This is a genomic window from Nocardia sp. 852002-51101_SCH5132738 (assembly GCF_001665695.1).
Taxonomy (GTDB): Bacteria; Actinomycetota; Actinomycetes; order Mycobacteriales; family Mycobacteriaceae; genus Nocardia; species Nocardia nova.
The window spans coordinates 16,270-40,121 of sequence record NZ_LZML01000058.1 but is presented as its reverse complement, the minus strand read 5'-3'; the positions used below and the strand labels follow the sequence as shown (position 1 = coordinate 40,121).

Below are 23,852 nucleotides of genomic sequence, written 5' to 3'. Positions count from 1 at the left end.
CGCGCGGTACCCTCGGCCGGGTACCACATCGTGCCAACGGGGGCTCGCACCAGCGGGCTGAGAGGACGGCTAGCCCATTCGGGCGGATCGAGGGCCGTCGACCGTACGAACCTGACCGGGTAATGCCGGCGTAGGGAGGATTGAGCTCACATGTCGTCGAACCATGTCACCACCGGCCCCATTGCGGGCAGCGCAAAGCACTACGAGCAGATCGACGCCGACGGGACGACGTTGCGCATCCCGGTCCGCCGGATCAACCTGACCAACGGCGAACACTTCGACGTCTACGACACCTCCGGGCCGTACACCGACGATTCGGCGACGATCGACCTGGAGGCCGGACTTCCGAAGCTCCGCGCCGGCTGGACCGAACCGGACGTGCCGGGCCCGCGCACCCAGCTGGCCTGGGCCAGAGCCGGCGCGATCACCGCCGAGATGCGGTATATCGCTGCGCGCGAAGGTGTTTCGCCGGAATTGGTTCGCGACGAGGTGGCCGCCGGCCGGGCCGTGATCCCCGCCAACCACAACCATCCCGAATGCGAGCCGATGATCATCGGCAAGAAGTTCGCGGTGAAGATCAACGCCAACATCGGCAACTCCGCGGTCACCTCCTCGATCGCCGAAGAGGTGGAGAAGATGGTGTGGGCCACCCGCTGGGGCGCCGATACCATCATGGACCTGTCCACCGGTAAGAACATCCACGAGACCCGCGAGTGGATCCTGCGGAATTCGCCGGTACCGGTCGGCACCGTGCCGATCTATCAGGCGCTGGAGAAGGTGAACGGCGATCCGACCGAGCTGACCTGGGAAATCTATCGCGACACCGTGATCGAGCAGGCCGAGCAGGGCGTGGACTACATGACCGTGCACGCCGGGGTGCTGCTGCGGTACGTACCGCTGACCGCCAAGCGCGTCACCGGCATCGTCTCGCGCGGCGGTTCGATCATGGCGGCGTGGTGTCTGGCCCACCACCAGGAATCGTTCCTGTACACGAACTTCGCGGAGCTGTGCGAGATCCTCGCGAAATACGACATCACCTTCTCGCTCGGCGACGGACTGCGGCCCGGTTCCATCGCGGATGCCAACGACGAGGCGCAGTTCGCCGAACTGCGCACCCTCGGCGAGCTGACCAAGATCGCGAAATCCCATGGCGTGCAGGTGATGATCGAGGGCCCGGGCCACGTCCCGATGCACAAGATCGTGGAGAACGTGCGGCTCGAGGAGGAGCTGTGCGAGGAGGCGCCGTTCTACACCCTGGGCCCGCTCGCCACCGACATCGCACCGGCCTACGACCACATCACCTCGGCGATCGGCGCGGCGATCATCGCCCAGGCCGGCACCGCGATGCTCTGCTACGTCACCCCGAAGGAACATCTGGGGCTGCCCAACCGCGACGATGTGAAGACCGGCGTGATCACCTACAAGATCGCCGCGCATTCCGCCGATCTCGCCAAGGGGCATCCGCGGGCGCAGGAACGCGACGACGCATTGTCCAAGGCGCGCTTCGAATTCCGCTGGCACGACCAGTTCGCGCTCTCGCTGGACCCCGACACCGCGCGGGAGTACCACGACGAAACGCTGCCCGCCGAACCCGCCAAGACCGCTCACTTCTGCTCGATGTGCGGCCCGAAGTTCTGCTCGATGCGGATCTCCGCCGATGTGCGCGAGTACGCGGAGAAGCAGGGACTCACCGACGTGGAGGCGATCGAGGCCGGTATGGCCGAGAAGTCGGCCGAATTCGCCGAGGCCGGTGGAAAGGTCTATCTGCCGGTCGTGTCCTGACAGCGAAAGCTGTTGTGCCGTAACGGTCCGGCCGTTACGCTGCGCGCGCCGACGCCCGCTCGCCGCCAGGGCGTGCGTCGGCGCCGCAGATGTGCCGCACGCCCGCGACTCATCACTCGATGTTCGCGAGCGTCCGGATTCCGGTGAGGATCACGCGGACGCCGTGGTCGAATTCGTCGTTCGGATCGATCGAGGACAGCGTGGTGACCAAGTGGGCCGTACGCGGATAGCGATCGGGGTCCACCGCCCGGTCGAGGTGGGCGTAGGGATTGTCGGCACCGTAGTCCGCGCCCGTACGCGCCTGCTCCTCGATCACGAAGCCGACCGTGTAATGCAGGACGATCGGGAAGACCCACCCGGCCTGATCGGCGGAGAAGCCCGCGTCCTCCAGTGTGCGTAGCGTCAATTCCATTGTGCGCCACATCGATTCGTCGCTGACGTAGGTACCGGCGAGCAGTCTGCCGCCATCGCGGTGGCGCAGCATCGAACGCCGCAGCCGCCCGGCCAGTTCGGCGATCCAGTCCTGCCAGCTCTCGCCCCGGCGCGGCCCCTCCACGCGGTCGACCGCGGCGGTGAAGACCGCGCGCGCCATCACATCGAGCAGTTCCTGCTTGTTCTTGACATGCCAGTACAGCGCCGGCGCCTGCACGTTCAGCGCCGACGCCACCTTGCGCATGGTCAGCCCGTCGAGCCCGGTCTCGTCCAGCAGCTCCAGCGCGGCCGCGCCGATGACGTTGGCGTCGAGTTTCATCGCACCTCCCAGTCGATTGCTTGACAGCTTAACAACGTTCCGGTCTCCTTAACGACGTTAAGGCTTTAACAACGTTAAGGAGCGGGTCGTGCACACAACCGAGGTGGTCGTCGCAGGTGGCGGGCCTACCGGCCTGATGCTGGCGTACGAATTGCGGCTGGCCGGGGTCGAAGTGGAACTGCTGGACGCGCTGCCGGCCCGCACCGGCGAATCCCGGGCCGGAGGTATTCACGCGCGCACCATGGAGATCCTCGACCAGCGCGGCCTGCTCGACGAGCTGCTGCGTCAGGGACGCACTCTGCCGCGGGGGCATTTCGGCGGACTTCCGCTCGACTTCAGCGACTTCCACACCCGCTTCCCGTACACGCTCGCGGTGTTGCAGTCGGTGATCGAGCGCGAGTTGGACCGTCACGCGACGGCGGCCGGCGCGCCCGTTCAGTGGGATTCGCCGGTCACGGGATTTCGTCAGGACGATTCCGGGGTGGAGGTCGAGGTCGGCGGGGCCCACCCCCGCCGGATCCGCGCCGCTTACCTGGTCGGCTGCGACGGCGGGCGCAGTGCGGTGCGCAAGCTCGCGGGCATCGGCTTCGACGGTACCGACGCGACGGTGACGGGAATGATCGCCGATGTCGAACTCGCCGCTCCCCCTGCCGAGTTGTTCTTCGGCGCCCGGGGCGCTACCGGCGACTATTCCGTGATCCAGTTCGAGCCAGGGTGGTACCGGCTGATCGCCCAGTGCCACGACCGGGTGCGCGAGCGGGGCAGCGAGTTGACCTTCGACGAATTTCGCGGCGCATTCACCGAACTCGCCGGCACCGATTTCGGTATGCACAGCCCGCGGTGGGTCACCCACTACGGCGATGCCGCCCGGCAGGCCGATCGCTACCGCGTCGGCCGGGTGTTCCTGGCCGGCGATGCCGCGCACATCCATTTCCCGGCCGGTGGCCAAGGCCAGAATCTGGGTCTGCAGGATGCGGCCAACCTGGGCTGGAAGCTGGCCGCCGTCCTGCGCGGCAATGCCTCCGACGCGCTGCTGGACACCTACGAGTCCGAACGCCGGCCGATCGCCGCACGGGTACTGCAGAACACACGCGCCCAGACGGCGCTGTCACGACCTGGCGCACACGTGGACGCGTTGCGCGACAGCATGTCCGACCTCCTCGCGATCGACGAGGTCCGTCATCGCCTCGGACTCATGATCACCGCGCTCGACATCCGCTACGACTGCGATGACCACCATCCGCTGTGCGGCCGGCGTGTTCCGGATTCCGACATCGTGACTGCCGACGGCCCCGCCCGCGTCCATGAACTGCTGCGCCCGGGGCGGCCGATCGTGTTGGTGCGCAACGCAGCCGAGGTGCCCGATATCAGCGACTGGAAGGATCGGGTGGACATCGTGTGCGCACAGGATCGGGGCGCCGAATGGACCGTTCCGGGCCTCGGGCCCGTTCCGGCACCCACGCATACCCTCATCCGCCCGGACGGCTATATCGCCTGGGCCGCAGTCGATTCCAGCACCGAGGGGTTGAACGCGGCGCTCACCACCTGGGTCGGCGCGAATACCGCACTGCGGTGAATTCGACAGCTACTTCCGGGGCTGCCAGCGCGCGGTGAAATCGTCGGGTTGCGGTGCGGGGCCAGGGAGTTCGCCCGGGGTGCGCAGACCGTCGAGCAGCAGGGCGAGCATGCGATGACGCAGTTGCGTGGTCCGGGTGGGATCGGGGAGGACGATCGCCGCGCACGCCTCCAGCACCAGGCTCAGGTCGGCGACCGTCACCCCGTCGCGCACGCCGCCGGAAACCGTTGCCCGGCGCAGTATCTCCTCGTTCAATTCCGCCGAGCGCCGCACCTGAGGGGCGAAGGATTCGTCCGGCGTGAAGGTGCCGGCCAGTCGCACGGTCAGCGAATGCACATCGGCGTCGACCACCCGGCGCAGGAATTCCGCCAGCACGTCCGCATCCGCCGGCAACTCCAGCGCGGCCTCGCCCTCGGCGTTGTAGCGGCACAGCCCCTGGTAGCAGAGCGTGCGCAGCAGCGCCTCCTTACTCGGATAGCGGCGATACAGCGCGCTGATCCCCACCCCGGCCCGTTCGGCGACGGCCGAGATCGGCGCGGTCGCATCGGCGAGGAAGACCGCGCGGGCGGCGTCGAGGATGATCCCGTCGTTGCGCGCGGCCTGCGCCTTGCGGCCGGGAAGCGCCTGGTGAGCTGGGGGGTCGGCTGATTTCGGCATGATCGCAGCGTAGCACTTGAAACGGAATGATCCGTTCTGATACGGTCTGAACAGAACGAAACATTCCGTTCCAGAGGGAGACGATCATGACCATCCGCCCGTTCCACATCGACATCCCGCAGGACCGCCTCGACGACCTCGCCGATCGGCTGCGCCGGGCGCTGTGGCCGAACGAACTGCCCGGTGTCGGTGACGCCTACGGTGTGCCGGGCGATCGGGTGCGCGCGCTCGCCGAGTACTGGCTGAACGAATTCGACTGGCGCGCAACGGAAGCCCGGCTGAACGCCTATCCCCAGTTCCGCGCGGAGATCGACGGCGAGGACATCCACTTCCTGCATGTCCGCTCGTCGCGGCCGGATGCCCTGCCGGTGATCCTCACCCACGGCTGGCCCGGTTCGGTACTGGAGTACCTGGACGTGATCGAGGCGCTCACCGAACCGGAATCCCCCGACCATCCGGCCTTCCACGTGGTCGTGCCGTCGCTGCCGGGTTTCGGCTTCTCCGGCCCGACCCGCAGCACCGGCTGGGACACCCAGCGCACCGCCCGGGCCTGGGTGGAGCTGATGGATCGGCTCGGCTACCAGCGCTTCGGCGCGATCGGCAACGACGGCGGGTCGATGATCTCCCCGGAGATCGGCCGGCTGGCCGGTGATCGCGTGGTGGGGGTCCACGTGACACAGTTGTTCTCCTTCCCCTCCGGCGATCCGGCGGAATTCGAGGGCTTGTCCGAACAGGACCTGGGGGCGCTGGCGCACCTGCAGTGGTTCCATGACAACAAGATGGCGTTCAACATCCTGTGCAGCCAGCAACCGCAGACACTGGCCTACGCGCTCAGCGACTCCCCGCTGGGGCTCTTGGGCTGGAACGCACAGCTTTTCGGTGAAAGCCTCGATCCGGAATTCGTGATCGGCAATATCGCGCTGTACTGGCTCACCGGCACCGCGGCCTCCTCGATCCGGTTCTACTACGAGAACGCCCACGCCACCGCGCATCCGGACGGGCCGACCACCACCCCGACCGCGCTGGCCATGTTCGCCGGCGATTTCCGCTCGATCCGCCGCTTCGCCGAGCGCGACCACAAGAACATCGTGAGCTGGAATTCCTACGACGTGGGATCGGTGACCGGCGGACCCAACGACGCGGCCGGACACTACGCCGCGCACGAGGCACCGGAGGTGCTGGTCGGCGACATCCGGACGTTCTTCGCCCGGGTCCGGTGAATCCCCGCGGCTGAGCAGTCGGTACGACTGCTCAGCCGGGGCGCCCTACCGCTGCTTCTTCCCCGCGACCGTCGTCTCGACACCCGATGAGGTGACGCCCTTGGCCTTCTTCTCCGCTCGCTTCTCCTTCAGCGACTTGCCGGACTTCTTGGACATGGTGCTGCGCGGAGATTTATCGGACATGAGGGTCCTTCGTTTGGCAGGATCCGAATGATCCTGTTGGCTCGACCGTACGCGCCCGGACTCTCGCATCGGCGTAATGCGCCATCAGCACGGCCGCGTGGATGACCACGCTGCGGCCGCGTGCCGGCGCGTCGTAGGGTCTGTCTCGTGAAACTGCTGCCGTTGCCGGAACCGGGTGCTACGCCGGTCCGGGTGCTGACGATCGCCGGAACCGACTCCGGGGGCGGGGCCGGAATTCAGGCCGATTCGCGGACCATGGCGCTGCTGGGGGTGCACGCCTGCGTGGCGGTGGCCGCGGTGACGGTGCAGAACTCGGTGGGGGTCAGCGGCTTCCACGAGATCCCACCGCAGACCGTCGCCGATCAGGTGCGGGTGGTGACGGGCGATATCGGGGTCGCGGCCGCCAAGACGGGCATGCTGGCCTCGACCGCCATCATCGAGGCGGTGGCGCAGGTCTGCGACGAGGTCGGCATCGGACGCGACGGCACCGTGCCGCTGGTGGTCGATCCGGTGGCGGCCTCGATGCACGGCGACCCACTGCTGCATGCGGAAGCCCTGGACGCACTGCGCTCGGTTCTCATTCCGCGCGCCACGCTGGTGACCCCGAATCTGGACGAGGTGCGGCTGCTCACCGGCATCGCCGTCACCGACGATCGCACCGCCCGCAAGGCCGCCGAGGAGCTGATCGCACTCGGCCCGCGCTGGGCCGTCGTCAAGGGCGGCCACCTGCGCTCCTCCGAATTCAGCACCGATCTGCTGTTCGACGGCGAGCGCTTCCACGAGCTCACCGCGCCCCGCATCACGACCGGTAACGATCACGGCGGCGGCGACACCCTGGCCGCCGCCTCCGCCTGCGCCCTGGCACACGGCTACCGGGTACCGGAGGCGGTGGCCTTCGCCAAGGAGTGGACCACGCGCTGCCTGAAGGACGCCTACGACCTCGGCGCCGGCCACGGTCCGGTGTCGCCGCTGTGGCGGCTGCGCGAGAACTGAATTCGCTCCACGACCAGGCCGGACGAACCGGCGCGCTCCCAGGAAGCTCACAGGTCGGACGCAGCGCTGCCCAAGGCTGATCCCCGAGATTGGGATCATGACCGAGACAGCGATGGCGTTCCAGGCGGCCACCACCCCCGACTCGACGCGCACACCGGTGCTTGAGGTCGTGATCCCGGTGTACAACGAGGAGCGCGATCTCGCCGGATGTGTCCGCCGGCTGCACGCTTTCCTGCGTGACGGATTTCCGTTCTCGACCCGAATCACGGTGGCGGACAATGCCTCCACCGATTCCACGCTCGCCGTGGCGCGCGCACTCGCCGAGGAGCTGCCCGAGGTCGAGGTCGTCCACCTCGACCGCAAGGGCCGCGGGCGCGCGCTGCGTGCGGTGTGGGAGGCCTCGAAGGCACAGGTCGTCGCATATATGGACGTCGACCTGTCCACCGACCTCAACGCCCTGCTGCCGCTGGTGGCCCCGCTGGTCTCCGGACATTCCGATCTGGCGATCGGCACCCGGCTGGCGAAATCCTCGCGGGTGGTGCGCGGCCCCAAACGTGAGATCATCTCCCGCTGCTACAACCTGATTCTGCGAGCCTCGCTGCAGGCCCGGTTCTCCGACGCCCAGTGCGGATTCAAGGCGATGCGCACCGATGTGGCGCGCCGGATCCTGCCGCTGGTCGAGGACGGGGAATGGTTCTTCGACACCGAACTGCTGGTGATCGCCGAACGCGCCGGGCTGCGCATCCACGAGGTGCCGGTGGACTGGATCGACGATCCGGACAGCCGCGTGGACATCGTCGACACCGCCCGCAAGGATCTGCTCGGCGTGTGGCGGGTGGGCCGCGGCCTGGCCACCGGCGCGCTGCCGATCAACGAGCTGCGCGCCGCCATCGGGCGGGAACCGCTGGTGGACGGGGTGCCGCTGGGCATGGTCGGGCAGCTGGTGCGCTTCGGCATCATCGGTGTGCTCTCCACCCTGGCCTACATGCTCCTGTACGTGATGTTGCAGGCCGTGGTGGGCGCCCAGCCCGCGAACTTCGCCGCCCTGCTGATCACCGCGGTCGCCAACACCGCGGCGAACCGCGCCTTCACCTTCGGCGTGCGCGGCTCGGGCAATGCGGTCTCCCATCACTTCCAGGGCCTGCTGATCTTCACCTTCGCCTGGGTGCTGACCAGTGGTTCGCTGTTCGCCCTGCACCGGTGGGCGCCGGACGCGTCCGTGCACGTGGAACTGCTGGTACTGGTGGTCGCGAACCTGGTGGCGACGCTGACCCGATTCGTGGGACTGCGCTGGGTTTTCCGCAACGCGGTCGCCGGCAGCGCCGTCGAGGACATCGCCGTCGAGGACATCGCGGTCGAGGACATCCCGACGGCACAGGCCCCGACGGAACCGCGGTGACCACCCTCATCCGGCCGATGTCCCCGGACGCGTCGGCCGCCCCGCCGTCGCCGGCTACGGACCGGCCACGGTGGGAGCGGCCGGCGCTGACCGCGCTCCTGCTCACGACAGCCGTCGCCTACCTGTGCAACCTGAGTGCCAACGGGTGGGCGAATTCCTTCTATGCGGCTGCGGCACAAGCGGGTTCGGTGTCGTGGAAGGCGTTCCTCTTCGGTTCCTCGGATGCCGCGAACGCGATCACCGTGGACAAGACCCCGGCCGCCCTGTGGCCGATGGATCTGGCGGTGCGGGCGTTCGGGCTGTCCAGTTGGAGCCTGCTGGCGCCGCAGGTGCTGATGGGCGTGGGCGCGGTCGCGCTGCTGTGGGCGACGGTGCGCCGGCCTTTCGGGCCGGTGGCCGGTCTGCTCGCGGGCGCGGCGCTCGCCGTGACACCGGTGGCGGCGCTGATGTTCCGGTTCGACAATCCGGATGCGCTGCTGGTCCTGCTGATGGTGGCGGCATGCTGGGCCATGACGCGCGGGCTCGAGGACGGGCGGCTGCGATGGCTGGTGCTGTGCGGCGCCATCATCGGATTCGGCTTCCTGGCAAAGCAATTGCAGGTGCTGCTGGTGGTCCCCGCCCTCGCGATCACCTACCTGATCGCCGGCCCGCCACGTCTGGGCAAGCGGATCGCGCATCTGGGCGCCGCGGCGGCGGCCATGGTCGCCGCCGCCGGCTGGTGGATTCTGCTCGCCGAGCTGTGGCCGGCCGATTCCCGACCGTATTTCGGTGGTTCCCAACACAATTCGGTGCTGGAGCTGACCTTCGGATACAACGGCCTGGGCCGGCTCGACGGCGACGAGGTCGGCAGCCTCGGCTCACACGGCGGCGGATTCTGGGGCGAGAGCGGGATGACCCGGCTGTTCCAGCCCGCCCAGGGCGGTCAGATCGCCTGGCTGCTTCCGGCCGCGCTGATCCTGCTCGTCGCGGCGATCGTTCTGCGCGGCAGAGCATCCCGCACCGACCATCAGCGCGCCGCGCTCGTGATGTGGGGCGGCTGGCTGCTCGTGACCGCCCTGGTGTTCAGCTTCATGCGGGGCATCTTCCACCAGTACTACACGGTGGCGCTGGCCCCGGCGATCGCGGCACTCGTCGGTGCGGGGACGACGCTGCTGTGGCGGCGCCGGGAACGGCCGTGGGTCCGAGCGGTCGCCGCGGTGACGATGGCGACGACGACCGCCACCGCGTGGATGTTGTTGTCGCGCAACATCGAATTCGTACCGTGGCTGCGATGGCTGGTGCTGGTCGGCGGGATCGCGGTCACCGTCGCGCTGCTGTCGCCTGCGCCGCGGCGGATCGCTGCCGCGCTGGCGATCGCCGCGGGCCTGGTCGGCGCCGCGGGTCCGCTCGCCTATACCGTCGACACCCTCGCGACCGCGCATACCGGGCCGATTCCCAGTGCCGGGCCCCGGATGCCGATGCACGTTCGTGCGGGTACGCGGATGCCGTGGGGGCAGAACTCCGGCGCCGAGGGTTTCGGACCGGGTACGCATGGTGGCCGGGCGGGCGGTCCCGCCGCGGGCCCCCGGGGACGCGACAACCCCGGCGGCAACGCGATGCAGGTCAGCACACCGAGCGAGAAGTTGACCGCCCTGCTGGACCGCGACGGCGAGGCCTACGAATGGGTCGCGGCCACGGTGAGCTCGAACCGGGCGGCCGGATACCAGCTCGCCACCGAACTGCCGGTCATGGCGATCGGCGGGTTCAACGGCAGCGATCCCGCCCCGACCCTGAACCAGTTCCGCGACCACGTGGCGGCGCTGGATATCCACTACTTCGTCGACGGTGCTGATCGCGGGCCGGGCGACGATGCGGCGGATTCGACGGCGGCGCGGATCACCGCCTGGGTGCGGCACCATTTCACCGCACAGAACGTGGACGGGGTGACGATCTACGACCTGACGGCGCCGCGATGAGCGAGCCGACCCGCGAACGACATGTGCTCCCGGAAACGACAATGCCCGCCCTCGAAAGAGGGCGGGCATTGCGTTGTTGTAGCCCCGACGGGATTTGAACCCGCGCTACCGCCTTGAGAGGGCGGCGTCCTAGGCCGCTAGACGACGGGGCCGAGAACTTCGCTCCGGGAACCGGAGCCCGGTCAGCTTATCGGTCCCGGGCGGCGGCACCAAATCCGGTGTTCACATACCGTCGATCTCAGAACGGCTTGCCCTGGATGAGCCCGAAGATTCCGGCGATGAAGAACAACGGGATGAACAGCGCGGTCGCCACCGGGTCGCCGTTGAGATATCCCTGCCGAATACCTTCCAGAGCTGCCGCAGAACCCGAATCCATGATCGATTCCCCTCGCTCGATATCCGATGAATTTGTCCGGCTACGGTAGCGTGGCGCGGCGCTGTTCCCACCGGCGGGCATGGGTCAGTGCGGGGTGTGCAACCCCATGTGCAGGGTCGCCGCCCATTGATGCACGATCTGTTTGCGCCGGACCGAGTCGTCGGTCAGAACGTCGGCCAAGCCGAGGCCGCGTGCCATGTCGAGGGTGGCCTGCACGAGGTGGTGGGCGACCGGGTCGGAATCGTCGACGCCGAGGGCCTCGACGGCCAGGCGATGCGAGATGCGGCCGAAGTGGGCCTCCAGGGGCACGATGCGTTCGCGCAACACCGGATCCGCCGCGGCGTGGGTCCACACCTGCAGCGCCGCCTTGAACAGCGGAGTCGTATAGGACTCGACCAGCTGCGCCACCACGGCCTCGGTGCGGCCGACGCCCTGCGCCACCTCGGTCACGACCGCCGCCTCGGCCTTGGACTGCGCCATCCGGGTGTCGAACATGTACTCGAGGGCGGCGGTGATCAAATCCTCCCGGGTGGGGAAATGATGTTGGGCCGCCCCGCGCGAGACCCCGGCCCGTTCGGCGACCACCGCGACAGTGGCCGCCGCCCAGCCCATTTCGGCCAGACAGTCGATGGTCGCCTCGAGCAATCGCTGACGGGTGGCCCGGCTGCGGTCCTGCTTGGGTTCGTGCGATGCGGTCATGATCGGTTCATTCTGCCCAGCTGGGTGGGCGACGCTGGAAGAAGGCCGTCATCCCCTCGATCACCTCGGGTGTGCCGAAGAAACTGCCGGAACGTTTGGCCAGCTCATCGGCGGTGCGATCGAATTCCGCGACGATGGACGCATTCACCAGCCGCTTACTTTCGGCCAACCCCTGCGGGGACCCCTTGCGCAGTTCGCCGCACAGGCGGGCCACCTCGGCAGCGGCATCGGCGGCCGCGACGGTGATCAATCCGATCCGCTCGGCCTCGGCCGCGTCGAAGGTCTCTCCGGTCTGGTAGTAGCGGGCGGCGGCCCGGGAGGTCAGCCGCGGCAGCAGTGTGAGCGAGATCATGAACGGCGCCAGGCCCAGCCGCGCCTCGGTGAGCGCGAAACTGCTCGACGGTCCGGCGACGGCGATATCGCAGGCGCCGACGATGCCCATCCCACCCGCACGCACATTGCCGTCGACCTGCGCGACCACCGGTTTGTGCAGTTCGACGATGCCGCGCAGCACGTCGATCATCCATCCGGTGCGGATATCGGCGGCCGCGGCCGGATCGGCGTCGAGCGCCTCCTTGAGATCCGCGCCGGCGCAGAACGTATTACCGGTGTGGGTGAGGATCACCCCGCGGGCCTGCTCGTCGGCGCCGGCCTTGCGCAGTCCGTCGAGCAGCTCCCGAACCAGCTTCGAGGACAACGCATTCCGATTGTGCGGTGAATCCAGCGTGAGCACCGCGAAGCCGTCGCGCACCTCGTATCGCACGAAAGGCGTTTCGGTGCCGCCCGTTTCGGTGATCTCGGTGCCGGTTTCGGTGCCGGGGGTTTCGCTCACGTGCATTCCTCCTCGTCCGGTTCGGGTGGGTGTGCTCGGCCGGGCCGCGCAGGGGCGGCCCGGCCGGGTCACCGCTCAGTACGACTTCGGCAGACCCAGCGAATGCTGGGAGACGAAGTTCAGGATCATTTCCCGGCTCACCGGTGCCACCCGCGCGATCCGGGCCGCGCCGAGCATGCCCGCGAGACCGATATCCGCGGTCAGGCCCGAACCACCGTGCGTCTGGATGGACTGATCCAGGGCCTTGATACTCGCCTCCGCCGCGGCGTATTTCGCCATGTTGGCAGCCTCCGCGGCACCGAAGTCGTCGCCGGAATCGTAGAGGACCGCGGCCTTCTGCATCATCAGCTTGGCCAGTTCGAGTTCGATCTTCACTTGGGCCAGCGGATGCGAAATGCCCTGGTGCGCCGCGATCGGCGTCTTCCAGACCTGCCGCTCCCGGGCGTATTCGACGGCTCGGTCGATGGCGTAGCGGCCCATGCCGACCGCCATCGCCGCACCCATGATGCGCTCGGGATTCAGACCGGCGAACAGCTGCGCGATGGCGGCGTCCTCCTGGCCCACCAGCGCGCTGCCGGGCAGCCGCACATCGTCGAGGAACAGCGTGAACTGGTTGTCCGGCTCGATGATGTCCATCTCCTGGCGGTTCTTCTGGAAGCCGGGAGTATCGGTCGGGACGATGAACAGGGCCGGCTTCAACTTGCCGGTCTTGGAATCCTCGGTGCGCGAGACGATCAGCACCGCCTCGGCCTGATCCACACCGGAGATGAAGATCTTGCGGCCGTTCAGGATCCAGTCACCGCCGTCGCGCCGCGCGGTGGTGGTGATGTTGTGCGAGTTGGAGCCGGCATCGGGTTCGGTGATGCCGAACACCATCTTCGACGAGCCGTCGGCCAGCTTGGTCAGCCAGTACTGCTTCTGCTCCTCGGTGCCGTACTTGGTGATGATGGTGCCGCAGATCGCGGGCGAGACCACCATCAGCAGCAGGCCGGCGCCCTGGGCGGCCAGTTCCTCCATCACCAGCGCCAGCTCGTAGATTCCGGCGCCACCGCCGCCGTACTCCTCCGGCAGGTTCACGCCGAGGAAGCCGAGTTTGCCGGCCTCGTCCCACAATTCGTCCAGTGGTTCGTTGCGGCGCGCCTTCGCGGAGACGTAGTCGCGGTAGTTGTACTTCGCGGCGAGCTTGGCGACGGCCGCCCGCAACTGCTTCTGTTCGTCGGATTCGATGAAACTCATGGAAATTCTCCTGTTGTGGGCGGCTATCCGGCGGTGACTTCGGCCGGTGCGGAGGTGGTTTCGGCGTGGACGACCGCCAGCACGGCGCCGACGTCGACCTGTTGTCCGGCAACCACATTCAGTTCGGTGAGCACACCGGCCGCCGGGGCGGCGATGGTGTGTTCCATCTTCATGGCCTCGAGCCAGAGAATCGGCTGTCCCTTCTCGACGGCGGCGCCGACCTCGGCACCCAGCCGGATCACCGAACCCGGCATCGGCGCAAGCAACGACCCCTCGGCGACCTGGTCGGCCGGGTCCGAGAAGCGCGGGAGCCGGCGCACCGCGACCGGGCCGAGCGGCGAATCGACGGCCACCAGGTCGCCGTAGCGAGCGACCTCGAACCGCCGCCGCACCGAGCCACGCTCGCCGGGCACACCCAGGACCACCACATCCGGTGTGGCCTCGATCAGTTCGAGTCCCGCATGGCCCTCGACCTCGAGCCCGGAGCGGGTCAGGCGGTAGCGCACCTCGTGTGTCCCCGACACCCGGCTCTCGTAGGACTTGCTCTGCGCCTGCGAGGGCAGATTGCGCCATCCGCTCGGCAGCGCCGCGCCGACGCGCGCTCGCGCCCGGTTGGCGGCCGCGTCCGCCAGCGCCGCCGCGACGATGGACAGCGCCTCGTCGTCCGCCGAAACCAGCGGCGCGGCGAGATTTTCCAGTCCGTGCGTGGCGAAGAACGCGGTATCGGTATCACCGGCGAGGAAGGCCGGATGCCGCAGTACCCGGACCAGCAGGTCGCGGTTGGTGACCAGACCGTGAATGCGGGCCCGCTGCAACGCGGCCGCCAGCAGATGCGCGGCTTCCTCGCGGGTGTCGGCATAGGAGATGACCTTGGCCAGCATCGGGTCGTAGAACACCCCGACCGCCGAACCGTCCACCACACCGGAGTCCAGCCGCAGACCCGGCTCGGTCAGCACGGCGAATTCGGCTGTGCCCGGCGCGAATTCGATGCGATACACCGCACCGCTCTGCGGCTGCCAGTCGTGCGCCGGATCCTCCGCGTACAGCCGCACCTCGATGGAGTGGCCGCGCAGGGGCGGCGGCTCCTGCGGCAGCCGGTAGCCCTGCGCCACCTGCAGCTGCAGCCGGACCAGATCCAGGCCGGTGGTGCATTCGGTGACCGGATGTTCCACCTGCAGGCGGGTGTTCATCTCCAGGAAGAAGAAATCGCCCTGCTCGTCGGCGAGGAATTCGGCCGTGCCCGCACCCTCGTAGCCGATCGCCTCGGCGGCGAGGCGAGCCGCCTCGAACAGCCGCTCCCGCATCCCCTCGACCCGCTCCACCAGCGGCGACGGCGCTTCCTCGACGACCTTCTGATGCCGCCGCTGAATGGAACATTCGCGCTCGCCCACCGCCCAGACCCGGCCGTGGGTATCAGCCATCACCTGCACCTCGATATGGCGGCCGGTTTCCAGGTAGCGCTCGCAGAACACCGTCGGATCGCCGAAGGCCGATTCGGCCTCGCGCCGGGCGGTCTCGAGCTGTTCCGGCAGGTCCGCCAGCGAGCGGACCACACGCATACCGCGCCCGCCACCTCCGGCCGACGCCTTGATCAGCACGGGCAGCATGTCCGCGGTGACCTCGGCCGGATCGAGTTCGGCCAGCACCGGAACGCCCGCGGCATCCATCATCTTCTTGGATTCGACCTTCGAACCCATCTGCTCGATGGCCGCGACCGGCGGCCCCACCCATGCCAGGCCCGCATCGATCACCTGCCGCGCGAAATCCGCGTTCTCGGAGAGGAAGCCGTAGCCGGGATGGATCGCGTCGGCGCCCGCGGCACGGGCGGCCTCGATGATCAGATCGCCGCGCAGATAGGTCTCGGCGGGGGTGTTGCCGGGCAGCCGGATCGCCGCATCGGCCTCGGCCACATGCGGTGCGTTCGCATCCGCGTCGGAATACACCGCGGTCGTGGCGACGCCCATGCGCCGGCAGGTCGCGAACACCCGACGGGCGATCTCCCCGCGGTTGGCGACCAGGACGTTCGTGATCGGCCCTACTGTCATCTCAGACCTCACATCCGGAAGACACCGAAGCCCTCGGCGCCCTTGATCGGGGCATTGTGGATGGCCGACAACGCCATTCCCAATACCGTGCGGGTGTCGCGGGGGTCGATGACACCGTCGTCGTAGAGCCGGCCCGACATGAACATCGGCAGCGATTCGGCCTCGATCTGGGCCTCGATCATCGCGCGCATGCCCTTGTCGGCCTCCTCGTCGAATGCCTGGCCGCGTGCTTCGGCGGCGGCCCGGCCCACGATGGAGATCACGCCCGCCAGCTGCGCACCGCCCATGACGGCGGATTTCGCACTGGGCCAGGCGAAGACGAAGCGCGGATCGTAGGCGCGCCCGCACATGCCGTAGTGCCCGGCACCGTAGGAGGCGCCCATCAGCAGCGAGATATGCGGCACCTTCGAATTGGAGACGGCGTTGATCATCATCGCGCCGTGTTTGATGATGCCCCTCTGCTCGTATTCCTTACCCACCATGTAGCCGGTGGTGTTGTGCAGGAACAGCAGTGGGGTGTTCGACTGATTCGCCAGCTGGATGAACTGCGCGGCCTTCTGCGCCTCCTCGGAGAACAGCACGCCGCGGGCGTTGGCGAGAATGCCGACCGGATAGCCGTGCAGCTCCGCCCAGCCGGTCACCAGGCTGGAACCGTAGAGCGGTTTGAACTCGTCGAAATCGGATCCGTCCACCACCCGGGCGATGACCTCGCGCGGGTCGAACGGAATCTTCAGGTCGGTGGGCACGATGCCGAGCAGTTCCTCGGAATCGTAGAGCGGTTCGATCACCTCGGCGCGCGGGCGCGGGGCGGGTCCGGTCTTGCGCCAGTTCAGCCGTCGCACGATGGAACGGCCGATCCGGATGGCGTCCTGTTCGTCGGCGGCGAGATAGTCGGCCAGACCCGAGGTGCGGGCGTGCATCTCGGCTCCGCCGAGCGATTCGTCGTCGGACTCCTCACCGGTCGCCATCTTGACCAGCGGTGGACCGCCGAGGAACACCTTGGAGCGTTCCTTGATCATGACGGTGTAGTCGGACATGCCGGGAATGTAGGCGCCGCCGGCGGTGGAGTTGCCGAAAACCAGTGCGATGGTGGGGATTCCGGCTGCGGAGAGCCGGGTGAGGTCGCGGAACATGCGACCGCCCGGAACGAAAACCTCTTTCTGCGTCGGCAGATCGGCGCCGCCGGATTCCACCAGGCCGATCACCGGAAGCCGGTTCTCCAGCGCGATGTCGTTCATGCGCAGGTTCTTCCGCAGCGTCCACGGATTCGACGTGCCGCCGCGCACGGTCGGATCCGGGGCCACGATCATGCATTCGACGCCCTCCACGATGCCGATTCCGGCGATCACCGAGGCGCCCACGTGGAATTCGCTGCCCCAGGCGGCCAGCGGCGCCAGTTCCAGGAACGGCGAATCCTCGTCGATGAGCAGTTCGATGCGCTCGCGCGCGGTGAGCTTGCCGCGCTTGCGGTGGCGCGCCATCTTGTCCGGGCCACCGCCCGCGATGTTCTTGGCGTATTCGGCTTCGACCTCGGCCAATTTCTCGGTCATGGCGTCGGCGGCGGCGCGGTAGTCCGCCGAATTCGGGTCGATGGCTGTACGGAGAGTGCTCAAGATTGGTACCCCAATCGCTTGGCCGCGAGGCTGGTCAGGATTTCGTTGGTGCCGCCGCCGATGCCGAGGATGCGCACATCGCGGTAGTGGCGCTCCACCTCGGATTCGCGCATGTATCCCAGGCCGCCGAACAACTGAACCGCTTGGTGGGCAACCCATTCCGCGGTCTCCACCGCGGTGTTCTTGGCGAAGCACACCTCGGCGATCAGATCGGTTTCCCCGTCCGCCGCGCGTTCGGCCACATGCCGGGTGTAGACGCGGGCGACCTCGATGCGGCGCGCCATCTCCGACAGCGTGTTCTGCACGGCCTGCCGGCTGATGAGCGGGCGGCCGAAGGTCTCGCGGTCGCGGCACCACTGCAGGGTCAGATCCAGGCAGCGCTGCGCATGCCCATAGGCCTGCACCGCCAGCCCCACCCGCTCGCTGACGAAAGCCTGTGCGATCTGGGCGAATCCGGAGTTCTCCGCGCCCACCAGATTCGACACCGGCACGCGCACGTCGACATAGGACAGTTCGGCGGTATCGGAGGCCAGCCAGCCCATCTTCTCCAGTTTGCGGCTGACGGTGAAGCCGGGCCGGTCCTTCTCCACCAGCAGCAGCGAGACACCGGAGGCGCCGGGCCCGCCCGTGCGCACGGCCGTCACGACGTAGTCGGCGCGCACGCCGGAGGTGATGAAGGTCTTCGACCCGTTGACCACGTACTCGTCGCCGTCGCGCACCGCGCTGGTGGTGAGGTGGCCGACGTCGGAACCGCCACCGGGTTCGGTGATGGCCAGTGAGCCGATCTTCTCCCCCGCCAGGGTGGGCTTCACCCAGCGTCCGATCAGTTCGGCGTTGCCGGACGCGGCCATGTGCGGCACCGCGATACCGCAGGTGAACAGGGACGCGAACAGTCCGCCCGAGCAGCCGGCGTAGTGCATCTCCTCGGCCACGATCGCGGCGTCGATGCCGTCGCCGCCCGCGCCGCCGACCGCCTCCGGAAACTGGATCCCGAGCAGTCCGAGCGCGCCCGCCTTCTTGTGCAGTTCGCGGGGGATCTCGCCGGCCCGCTCCCACTCGTCCAGGAAGGGCAGCACCTCGCGCTCGGCGAAACCTCGTACGGTAGCGCGTAATTCACGCCGCTCGGGCGTCTCCCAGACACTGGTCACGGTAGTAACTCCACAGGTATGTCGAGGTGGCGGGACCGCAGCCATTCGCCGAGGCCCTTGGCTTGCGGATCGAATCGGGCCTGGTAGGCGACGCCGAGGCCGAGCAGGTCCTCGACGATGAAGTTCACCGCTCGCAGATTCGGCAGGACGTGCCGGGTGACGGTGAGCTTCGCGGTCTCCGGCAGCAGCGCCCGCAGTGTGTCGACGGTGAGGGTGTGCACCAGCCAGCGCCACTGGTCGTCGGTGCGTACCCAGACCCCGATATTGGCGTTTCCGCCCTTGTCACCGCTGCGGGCGAGAGCGATGGAACCCAGTGGGACCCGGCGGGTTTCACCGGGCGGCAGGGGCTGCGGCAGCTCGGGTTCGGCCACCTCGTCCAGTTCCCGGGTCTGCGCGGGCGGGGCGATTGCCACGCGCGAGCCGTCGGGAAGGACCGCGGTGTGCGCGACCTCGCCCGCGTCGACATAGCCCGCGGTGTAGACGCCGTAGGGCGCACCGTTTCCGGGCGGTGTGGTCATCGTGAAGCCGGGATAGCTGGCCAGTGCCAATTCGACTGCGACGCTGGAGAACGCGCGTCCCACCTTGTTCGGGTCGGGATCGCGGACCACGCAGCGCAGCAGCGCGCTGGCCTGTTCCTCGGTCTCGGCGTCGGGACGGTCCAGCCGCGCCAGCGACCAGTCGAGTTCGGCCGGACGCACCGGCAGCCAGCTTTCCAACTGCCGTTGCGCCAGTGCGGCTTTGGCCTCGATATCGAGTCCGGTCAGCACGAAGGTCATCTCGTTGCGGAAGCCGCCCAGGGTGTTCAGCGAGACCTTCAGCCGCGGCGGCGGCGCCTCACCGGTCACGCCGCCGATCAGCACGCGGTCGTCACCGTCGGCGGCGAGCCGGATGCTGTCGAGGCGGGCGGTGACGTCGGGTCCGGCGTAGCGCGCGCTCTGGATCTCGTACATCAGCTGCGCTTCGACGGTGTCGACGGTGACCGCGCCACCGGTGTTCGCGTGTTTGGTGATGACGCTGCTGCCGTCGCGGCGTACCTCGGCGATCGGGAAGCCGGGCCGGTCGAGATTCTCGATCTCGGTGAAGAACGCGAAGTTGCCGCCGGTGGCCTGGGTGCCGCATTCGATGACGTGTCCGGCGACCACCGCACCGGCGAGGGCGTCGAAATCATCTCGGGCCCAGCCGAAGTGGGCGGCCGCCGGTCCGACGACCACGGAGGCGTCGGTGACCCGGCCGGTGACGACGATATCGGCCCCGGCGTTCAGCGCCTCGGCGATACCCCACGCGCCGAGGTAGGCGTTGGCGGTGAGCGGTGCGCCCAAGCCCAGTTCCTGGGCGCGCGGCAACAAGTCGTCACCTTCGACGTAGGCGATCTTCGGGGTGAGGCCGAGCTTGCCGGCCACCTCGGCGACCCGCTGCGCCGATCCGGCCGGATTGAGTCCGCCCGCGTTCGCGACGATGCGCACGCCGCGTTCGAGAGCCAGGCCCATGCAGTCCTCGAGTTGCCGCACGAAGGTCTTGGCATAGCCGAGTGCCGGATCCTTCATCCGGTCGCGGCCGAGGATCAGCATGGTCAGTTCGGCGAGATAGTCACCGGTGAGCACGTCGAGTTGCCCACCCTCGAGCATCTCGCGCATCGCGCTCAACCGGTCGCCGTAGAAGCCGGAACAGTTGCCGATCCGGAGGACCTCCGGGTCGGCGCCGAGACTCGTCATCTGCGCGGCGCCTCCTCATGCGACGTGCCTGCCGCAGCGCCTTCGCTGCGTCGGGTTCAAGGGTCACATCGGGTATGGAAAAAATCAAGCCTGCGTGCTTGTTAATTGCGGAAACCGCAGGTAAACACGGTGCGGCGCCGCGCGACCGGTCCGAACGTGGCCCGATCGGGTACACCGCGAACCGGACCGCCGGCTCGCCCGGCGGCTACCGCGAACCGGCGGAACCGGCCGGTGTCCGAGGTCCGCGAGCCGCCGGGCAAGATGGCAGGGTGTCCAATTCCGTGATCGTCGTACTCCTGCTGGCCGTGGCCGGATTCCTGGTCGGCGGCGCCTTCACCATGTGGAAGAACTCTCGGGTGCTGTCGGTGATGCTGGGCGTCTGCGCGGTCCTCGCGGTCGTCGGCGTGGTCACCTGGTGGTAGACCGTCCGGCGTCTAGTCTCCGGCGAGCCGGAAGATGCGCATCCCCTCCGGAACGCCGTTGAGCGGTGCGGCGAACATGCTGCGCCGATAGGGCTTGGCCGCGACCTCGAGTTCCTCGAGTGTGCTCGGCTCCAGCGCTTCGAGCGTGGTCTCCGAGATCATCGTGTTTCCGTTGCCGCCGGCTTCCATCACTCGCGCGGCGATGGTGACGTCCACGCCCAGCCAGTCGCCGCCGATCTCGCGCGGCGTCCCGGTGTGCAGGCCCGCCCGCATGCGCGGCCGATATCCCGCCACCTCGACCCGATCCAGATTCTTCTTCGCGGTCAGCACCGCCCGCACGGCACTGTCGGGGGAGGCGAAGACCGCCATCACCCCGTCGCCCATGCGCTTGACGACCTGACCGCCCCGATCGACGATCGGCGGTTCGATGGCCCTCGCCACCCGCCGCAACAGCTCCAGCGTCGCCTCGTCACCGGCCGACAGCGACCAACGGGAGAACGCCACGAGGTCGGTGAAGACCACCGTGATCTCCGCATTGCCCTTACCGCGGCCGACACGCTCCAGCATCGCCTGCCAGACCTGCAGCGCGCCCAGACCCAGCTCCTTGGCCGCGCTGGGATTGTCACCCACGATCTTGTCGGCCGCGCGAGCCACCGCCCGCGCGCCGCCGGGGCCGGACAGCGACAGCGGGTCGCCGAATGCGGGATCGCCGGGCAGGCTCTCACGCGCCTTGCGAATCACGCCGATGACGTCGGCCCGCTGATTGGCCGCGGCCATCAACGAGGACAGCTGACCGGTTCGACGCCGGCCGAACGACCGCAGCCGAGATTCCGCCTCGTCGGCCGGTGTGAGCGGAATCACGATCTCGACATCCGAGTCGTCGTCGAATTCGACACCGGCCTCGGGCGCGTCGACCGGCAGCACAGTGTCGCCATCGGAACCCAGCCCCCTTTTGCCCCGCCGACCGGCGGTGCCGTTGCGACGCGAACCATCCGTGCGGTTTCGCGCATCTCCGGGACGGACTGCGCGGGACGCGTTTTCGCCGTCGCCGGAAGGTCTTTCGCTCACATCCCGAGCGTAGCCAATGATCGCCACCTGCCACCTCTCTATCGGACGGAGCGGGCACAGCGCTGGGTCCGCCGATGGATAACGTGCTGGTTGCCCGGCCGATGTTACCCATCGGCTCTTCCACACGGAAGGTCCGGCGGCGCTGTTTAACGAAGGCTTTGCACACAGCACACCGGCCCGATGCACAGCGCGAAACGGCTGCACATCGGGCCGGTGATCGTCACATTCGCCGGGCAGTGGCGGCTGTGACCGGGATAGCAGTCCCCCGACAGGACCGCCCTCCCGTTCCCGGGCTTCGCGAGGGTGAACGCCCGGGAGCGGGCAGGTATGAGGTTGTGGATCAGGCGTCGCGGCGATCGACCACGATCAGCGCGGCACCGAAGACGACCAGCACGAAGACGACGAAGTAGACCAGTCCGCCCCACGGCCCCCAGTGCCAGTGCGCCGCGGAGGAGGTGTCCTCGCCGAGGAACCGGTTGATGTTGGCGAAGGGCAGGAACGGCTGCACGGTGCGGCCGAAGCTGCCGAAACTACCCAGCAGCGTCTCGATCAGCAAGGGCCACAACACGATCAGCGAGATCGCCGCGGCCGACTGCCGCACCAGCGCGCCGATGCCGACCGACAGGACCACCGCCAGGAAGGCATAGATCGCCAGTCCGTAGAGCGCGCGCCAATCGGCGTCCGAGCTCAGACTCATCTGCCGCCCCGCATCGCCGGCCAGCGGTTTCGCGATGAGATAGGCCAGCAGGCCCAGCACGAAGGTCAGCACCGCCGCGTAGGCGCCGGTCAGCAGGGCCTTGGTGGTGAGGACCAGCGATCGGTTCGGGGTCGCCTGGAACGTGGTCCGGATGATGCCGAAACGGTATTCACTGGTCACGGTGAGGGCGGCCATGATCATCAGGACCATGACGCCGAATCCGGAGACACCGACCGTAGCGCCGGCGGTGGTCAGCGTGGTTTCGTTCTCGTGGCCCATACTCGCCCGCGATACGGCCGCGAACAGAGCGGCCATGCCCAGGCCCAGCGCCACGACGATCGCCGAACACCACCACGGCGACCGGGTCGAGGTGAGTTTGATCCGCTCCGCGGTGACGACACCCATCAGAGCGCACCTCCCATCGCCTGCTCGATGCCCTCACCGTGGTACTGCACCGCACCTCCGGTCATTCGCATGAACGCCTCCTCGAGCGAAGCCTGTTGCGGCGCAAGCTCATACAGGGTGATGCTGTTCGCGCCCGCCAATTTGCCGATGGCGTCGCTGGTTTCCCCGACCACCACCAGGGCGGGGGCGGTGTCGATCGCCCCTTCCCGGTCGGCCGCACTGCCGTCCTCGCGCACGGTCATCCCGTTCGAGGTGAGCAGGCTGCGCAGCTCGTCCAGCTGCGGACTGCGCACCCGCACGGTCGATTCCGACGACTTCGCGATGAAATCCTTGGTGTCGGTGTCGGCGATCAGCCTGCCGCGCCCGATAACGACCAGATGGTCGGCGGTCTGTGCCATTTCCGACAGCAGATGGCTCGACACCAGCACGGTGCGCCCCTCGGCGGCCAGCCGCTGCATGAACCGCCGAATCCACAGAATGCCCTCGGGGTCCAAGCCGTTGACCGGTTCGTCGAACAGCAGTACCGGCGGATCGCCGAGCAGCGCCCCGGCCAGGCCGAGCCGCTGCGACATGCCGAGCGAGAAGCCACCGGCCTTCTTGTTGGCGACCTCGGTCAGGCCCACCAGCCGCAGCACCTCTTCGACCCGGCCGGCCGGAATGTCGTTGGTGGCGGCCATCCAGCGCAGATGCGAGCGAGCCGACCGGTTCGGATGGACCCACTTGGCATCCAGCAGGGCACCGACCGTGCGCAACGGATGATCCAGCTCGCGGTAGCGCTTGCCCTGGATGAACGCCGTCCCGGCGGTGGGCTGATCCAGGCCGAGGATCATCCGCATGGTGGTCGACTTACCGGCGCCGTTCGGGCCGAGGAACCCGGTCACCTTGCCGGGGGTGACGGTGAACGACAGGTTCTCGACGGCAACGGTCGCACCGAAGCGCTTGGTAAGACCTCTGCATTCGATCATGGGCACAGTCTTCCCGAGAAAACGGCACGCGACCATCGCTCACAGGTCGCGAGTCCGGTCATCCTCGAGGATGAGGGGTACCCCTAGGGTCCCGGTGGGCTCACCCAGCCGCGACCTG

21 protein-coding genes, 1 tRNA gene and 1 riboswitch are annotated in these 23,852 nt (G+C 68.2%); of the genes, 7 read left to right on the top strand and 15 right to left on the bottom strand.

The window, feature by feature from the left end; all coding sequences use genetic code 11:
* Window positions 1-26 precede the first annotated feature (26 nt).
* Window positions 27-154: riboswitch (TPP riboswitch) on the top strand.
* Window positions 151-1,782, top strand: a complete 1,632-nt coding sequence (thiC, locus tag A5789_RS08540; protein WP_030516597.1) for a phosphomethylpyrimidine synthase ThiC — start codon at window positions 151-153, stop codon at window positions 1,780-1,782. (Overlaps the previous riboswitch by 4 nt.)
* A gap of 112 nt (window positions 1,783-1,894) precedes the next feature.
* Here the strand turns inward: thiC and A5789_RS08535 are convergent, their stop codons facing one another.
* Window positions 1,895-2,533, bottom strand: a complete 639-nt coding sequence (locus A5789_RS08535; RefSeq protein ID WP_064902977.1) for a TetR/AcrR family transcriptional regulator C-terminal domain-containing protein — start codon at window positions 2,531-2,533, stop codon at window positions 1,895-1,897.
* Window positions 2,534-2,621: 88 nt separating this feature from the next.
* Here A5789_RS08535 and A5789_RS08530 point away from each other — a divergent pair, with 88 nt between their 5' ends.
* Window positions 2,622-4,109, top strand: a complete 1,488-nt coding sequence (locus tag A5789_RS08530) for an FAD-dependent monooxygenase (RefSeq protein WP_082940555.1) — start codon at window positions 2,622-2,624, stop codon at window positions 4,107-4,109.
* A gap of 9 nt (window positions 4,110-4,118) precedes the next feature.
* On the opposite strand, the gene A5789_RS08525 is transcribed toward A5789_RS08530, so the two are convergent.
* Complete coding sequence (locus A5789_RS08525) at window positions 4,119-4,766, bottom strand: TetR/AcrR family transcriptional regulator (protein ID WP_064902981.1); 648 nt, start codon at window positions 4,764-4,766, stop codon at window positions 4,119-4,121.
* A gap of 86 nt (window positions 4,767-4,852) precedes the next feature.
* Here A5789_RS08525 and A5789_RS08520 point away from each other — a divergent pair, with 86 nt between their 5' ends.
* Window positions 4,853-5,986 (top strand): epoxide hydrolase family protein, encoded by a 1,134-nt coding sequence (locus tag A5789_RS08520; protein WP_064902983.1) that lies wholly within the window; start codon window positions 4,853-4,855, stop codon window positions 5,984-5,986.
* 45 nt (window positions 5,987-6,031) lie between these two features.
* Here A5789_RS08520 and A5789_RS37265 read toward each other — a convergent pair whose 3' ends face one another.
* On the bottom strand, window positions 6,032-6,169 hold the full coding sequence (locus A5789_RS37265; RefSeq protein WP_169812419.1) for a hypothetical protein: 138 nt from the start codon (window positions 6,167-6,169) through the stop codon (window positions 6,032-6,034).
* 147 nt (window positions 6,170-6,316) lie between these two features.
* Between A5789_RS37265 and thiD the strand changes: the two genes are divergently transcribed.
* From thiD to A5789_RS08505, 3 genes are all read left to right on the top strand, one after another.
* Window positions 6,317-7,162, top strand: a complete 846-nt coding sequence (thiD, locus tag A5789_RS08515; protein ID WP_064903778.1) for a bifunctional hydroxymethylpyrimidine kinase/phosphomethylpyrimidine kinase — start codon at window positions 6,317-6,319, stop codon at window positions 7,160-7,162.
* A 112-nt stretch (window positions 7,163-7,274) separates the two neighbouring features.
* Complete coding sequence (locus A5789_RS08510) at window positions 7,275-8,561, top strand: bifunctional glycosyltransferase family 2/GtrA family protein (protein ID WP_227463073.1); 1,287 nt, start codon at window positions 7,275-7,277, stop codon at window positions 8,559-8,561.
* A 17-nt stretch (window positions 8,562-8,578) separates the two neighbouring features.
* Window positions 8,579-10,516 carry a glycosyltransferase family 39 protein gene (locus A5789_RS08505; RefSeq protein ID WP_064903797.1) on the top strand — a complete coding sequence of 646 codons (1,938 nt, stop codon included), beginning with the start codon at window positions 8,579-8,581 and terminating at the stop codon, window positions 10,514-10,516.
* A gap of 79 nt (window positions 10,517-10,595) precedes the next feature.
* Here the strand turns inward: A5789_RS08505 and A5789_RS08500 are convergent.
* From A5789_RS08500 to A5789_RS08465, 9 genes are all read right to left on the bottom strand, one after another.
* Window positions 10,596-10,668 (bottom strand) — tRNA-Glu (locus A5789_RS08500).
* A gap of 86 nt (window positions 10,669-10,754) precedes the next feature.
* Window positions 10,755-10,892 (bottom strand): hypothetical protein, encoded by a 138-nt coding sequence (locus tag A5789_RS37260; protein ID WP_167355071.1) that lies wholly within the window; start codon window positions 10,890-10,892, stop codon window positions 10,755-10,757.
* An 84-nt stretch (window positions 10,893-10,976) separates the two neighbouring features.
* The gene (locus tag A5789_RS08495; RefSeq protein WP_063015243.1) at window positions 10,977-11,591 is read right to left on the bottom strand and encodes a TetR/AcrR family transcriptional regulator; all 615 of its coding nucleotides are present in this window, start codon (window positions 11,589-11,591) and stop codon (window positions 10,977-10,979) included.
* 7 nt (window positions 11,592-11,598) lie between these two features.
* Window positions 11,599-12,387 carry an enoyl-CoA hydratase family protein gene (locus A5789_RS08490; RefSeq protein WP_064903798.1) on the bottom strand — a complete coding sequence of 263 codons (789 nt, stop codon included), beginning with the start codon at window positions 12,385-12,387 and terminating at the stop codon, window positions 11,599-11,601.
* Window positions 12,388-12,498: 111 nt separating this feature from the next.
* The gene (locus A5789_RS08485; protein ID WP_064903780.1) at window positions 12,499-13,659 is read right to left on the bottom strand and encodes an acyl-CoA dehydrogenase family protein; all 1,161 of its coding nucleotides are present in this window, start codon (window positions 13,657-13,659) and stop codon (window positions 12,499-12,501) included.
* Window positions 13,660-13,682: 23 nt separating this feature from the next.
* Window positions 13,683-15,704: a biotin carboxylase N-terminal domain-containing protein gene (locus tag A5789_RS08480; protein ID WP_064903782.1), complete on the bottom strand. Its 2,022-nt coding sequence runs from the start codon at window positions 15,702-15,704 to the stop codon at window positions 13,683-13,685.
* A gap of 8 nt (window positions 15,705-15,712) precedes the next feature.
* Window positions 15,713-17,254 (bottom strand): carboxyl transferase domain-containing protein, encoded by a 1,542-nt coding sequence (locus tag A5789_RS08475; RefSeq protein WP_193615617.1) that lies wholly within the window; start codon window positions 17,252-17,254, stop codon window positions 15,713-15,715.
* A gap of 59 nt (window positions 17,255-17,313) precedes the next feature.
* The gene (locus tag A5789_RS08470; protein WP_064903785.1) at window positions 17,314-18,510 is read right to left on the bottom strand and encodes an acyl-CoA dehydrogenase family protein; all 1,197 of its coding nucleotides are present in this window, start codon (window positions 18,508-18,510) and stop codon (window positions 17,314-17,316) included.
* Window positions 18,462-20,177, bottom strand: coding sequence for an acyclic terpene utilization AtuA family protein (locus A5789_RS08465; protein ID WP_064903787.1), 1,716 nt, complete (start codon window positions 20,175-20,177; stop codon window positions 18,462-18,464). The genes A5789_RS08470 and A5789_RS08465 overlap by 49 nt, the downstream gene beginning before the upstream one ends.
* A 269-nt stretch (window positions 20,178-20,446) precedes the next feature.
* Between A5789_RS08465 and A5789_RS37255 the strand changes: the two genes are divergently transcribed.
* Window positions 20,447-20,599 (top strand): hypothetical protein, encoded by a 153-nt coding sequence (locus A5789_RS37255; RefSeq protein WP_167332006.1) that lies wholly within the window; start codon window positions 20,447-20,449, stop codon window positions 20,597-20,599.
* Between the two features lie 12 nt (window positions 20,600-20,611).
* Here the strand turns inward: A5789_RS37255 and A5789_RS08455 are convergent, their stop codons facing one another.
* The 3 genes from A5789_RS08455 to A5789_RS08445 all read right to left on the bottom strand — a co-directional run bounded on the left by A5789_RS08455 (window position 20,612) and on the right by A5789_RS08445 (window position 23,734).
* Window positions 20,612-21,376 carry an adenylate/guanylate cyclase domain-containing protein gene (locus tag A5789_RS08455; protein WP_036525326.1) on the bottom strand — a complete coding sequence of 255 codons (765 nt, stop codon included), beginning with the start codon at window positions 21,374-21,376 and terminating at the stop codon, window positions 20,612-20,614.
* 631 nt (window positions 21,377-22,007) lie between these two features.
* Window positions 22,008-22,769, bottom strand: coding sequence for an ABC transporter permease (locus A5789_RS08450; protein ID WP_030516613.1), 762 nt, complete (start codon window positions 22,767-22,769; stop codon window positions 22,008-22,010).
* Window positions 22,769-23,734 carry an ABC transporter ATP-binding protein gene (locus A5789_RS08445; RefSeq protein ID WP_030516614.1) on the bottom strand — a complete coding sequence of 322 codons (966 nt, stop codon included), beginning with the start codon at window positions 23,732-23,734 and terminating at the stop codon, window positions 22,769-22,771. The genes A5789_RS08450 and A5789_RS08445 overlap by 1 nt, the downstream gene beginning before the upstream one ends.
* Window positions 23,735-23,852: the final 118 nt, after the last annotated feature.